Genomic DNA, 2,150 nt, shown 5'->3' with positions numbered 1-2,150 from the left:
TAAACTGGCCTTAAATAACTTGCTCTTGGTTTGTTAGTAAAAAAACCAAAAACGAATGTTGTGAGACTAACAATGTTCGTTTTTTGGTATAATATGGTATAATACAATAAAAAAACTATGTGGAGAGAAAATGAAGCTAAGAAGAAGTGAGCGGATGGTTGTAATCTCGAATTACTTGATTAATCATCCCTACGAATTGACGAGTTTAAATACATTTGCCGAAAAATACGAATCTGCTAAATCATCTATTTCTGAGGACATTGTCATTATTAAGCGGGCCTTTGAAGAAATGGAAATTGGAAGCATTGAAACTCTTACCGGTGCAGGTGGAGGGGTTATCTTTACTCCATCGATTTCGGATGCAGATTCAAAAGAAATTGTCCAAAATTTGTGCAATCAATTGTCAGAAAGCAACCGGATTTTACCAGGTGGGTATATCTACCTTTCGGATTTGCTAAGTGATCCAAAAATCTTAAATAATATTGGTCGCATTATTGCCAAGGCCTTCCGAGATCAAAAAATCGATGCAGTCATGACGGTAGCCACTAAGGGTGTCCCATTAGCAAACGCGGTAGCCAATGTCTTAAATGTTCCTTTTGTCATTGTACGACGCGATTTGAAAATTACAGAAGGCTCAACGGTCAGTGTCAACTACGTATCTGGTTCCAGTGGCGATCGGATTGAGAAAATGTTCCTATCTAAACGTAGTTTGAAAGCTGGAAGCCGTGTCCTGATTGTCGATGACTTCCTTAAGGGAGGGGGAACTATCAGTGGGATGGTTAGCCTCTTAGCTGAGTTCGATTCAGAGTTGGCAGGAGTCGCTATTTTTGCGGACAATGCTTCGGCTAGAAGTAAAGATCTATTCGATCACAAGTCACTTCTACGTGTGACCAACATTGATGTGGCAGAAAATAAAATTGATGTAGAAATCGGAAATATTTTCGATAAGAACTAAGGCTGGAGAGGGAGAAAGGAAAATGAAAACAATTTTAGACCGTTTTGATCGTAGTCCCCTATGGCTTCGATTGGCAACGATATTCATCTTGACTGGAGTTCTTGTCGGTGGGCTTTATACGGTTCGTAAAAATTCTGCAGACCAGGTCACAGTGGTAAAACAAGAAGCCAAAAAAACAGGTTCTCTTCCTATTAAGAAGAAAGACCCTAAAAAAGCCAAAGAAGAAGAGGAAACAAAAATCGCTGAAGCGGCTGAAAAAGCAGTTGCTCATTTTGAAACGACTGCAACTCAAGAAACCTTAACCGCTGCCCAAGAGGCCGTAGAAAAAGTGAAGGACGAAACCAAAAAACAGGCCTTTCAAGCTCGTATTCAGTACATTGTAGACTATTACGGAATGCAAACCAATCAATCGGCTCAAACCAATCAAACCCCTCAAGCAACAGATGCAAATCAGGCTGTCCAGGGAGGACAAGCGAATACAGCAACGCAGCAAGTCGTTCCAGCAGAAGTCCCACAGTATCAGTCCAATGAGGTTCCTCAGGTTTCGAATGCTACTACACCGGCTGTAACACAACAAACAGAACAATAATCTGGCGCGGTTTTAAGAAGAGTCAATCGTGCAAAAAAGAGAAAAAAATCTTGACAGTGAAAGTACCGCTATGTTACAATAATAGACGGTACTTTTTACTTTTGGTCTCTCAAGAGTGTACAGGGACGTGCTGACAAATGTTGCAAAAGTACACACAGATGGTAGCTGTCACCAAGTGTATCATCACCAAAAATAAAAAAATACAGGAGAATGTAGATGCCTACAATTAACCAATTGGTTCGCAAACCGCGTAAATCAAAAGTAGAAAAATCTAAATCACCAGCTTTGAACGTTGGTTACAACAGTCATAAAAAAGTTCAAACAAACGTTTCTTCACCACAAAAACGTGGTGTTGCAACTCGTGTTGGAACAATGACACCTAAAAAACCTAACTCTGCCCTTCGTAAATTCGCTCGTGTACGTTTGAGCAACTTGATCGAAGTTACTGCCTACATCCCAGGTATCGGACACAACTTGCAAGAGCACAGCGTGGTGCTTCTTCGCGGTGGACGTGTAAAAGACCTTCCAGGGGTACGTTACCATATCGTCCGTGGTGCACTTGATACTGCAGGTGTTAACGATCGTAAACAAGGCCGTTCTAAATAC

Annotated in this window: 3 protein-coding genes; all 3 read left to right on the top strand. The window is 41.0% G+C overall.

Annotated elements, in window-relative coordinates; all coding sequences use genetic code 11:
* Positions 1–130: 130 nt before the first annotated feature.
* Positions 131–955, top strand: coding sequence for a pur operon repressor (gene purR, locus ACLOR3_RS02070; protein WP_272079841.1), 825 nt, complete (start codon positions 131–133; stop codon positions 953–955).
* 22 nt (positions 956–977) lie between these two features.
* Positions 978–1,544, top strand: coding sequence for a hypothetical protein (locus ACLOR3_RS02065; protein WP_411400101.1), 567 nt, complete (start codon positions 978–980; stop codon positions 1,542–1,544).
* A gap of 216 nt (positions 1,545–1,760) precedes the next feature.
* Positions 1,761–2,150 (top strand): 30S ribosomal protein S12 (rpsL, locus tag ACLOR3_RS02060; RefSeq protein WP_412036946.1); only part of this gene is annotated, 390 nt, incomplete at its 3' end.

Origin of the sequence: Streptococcus intestinihominis (assembly GCF_046824975.1) — a bacterium.
In the GTDB taxonomy this organism is placed as follows: Bacteria; Bacillota; Bacilli; order Lactobacillales; family Streptococcaceae; genus Streptococcus.
This window is presented reverse-complemented; position numbering and strand designations above follow the sequence as displayed.

What these genes read in the sequence shown, in the direction of transcription:
- purR (WP_272079841.1), top strand. Translation starts at nt 131, where the DNA reads ATGAAGCTAAGAAGAAGTGAGCGGATGGTTGTAATCTCGAATTACTTG.
- ACLOR3_RS02065 (WP_411400101.1), top strand. Translation starts at nt 978, where the DNA reads ATGAAAACAATTTTAGACCGTTTTGATCGTAGTCCCCTATGGCTTCGA.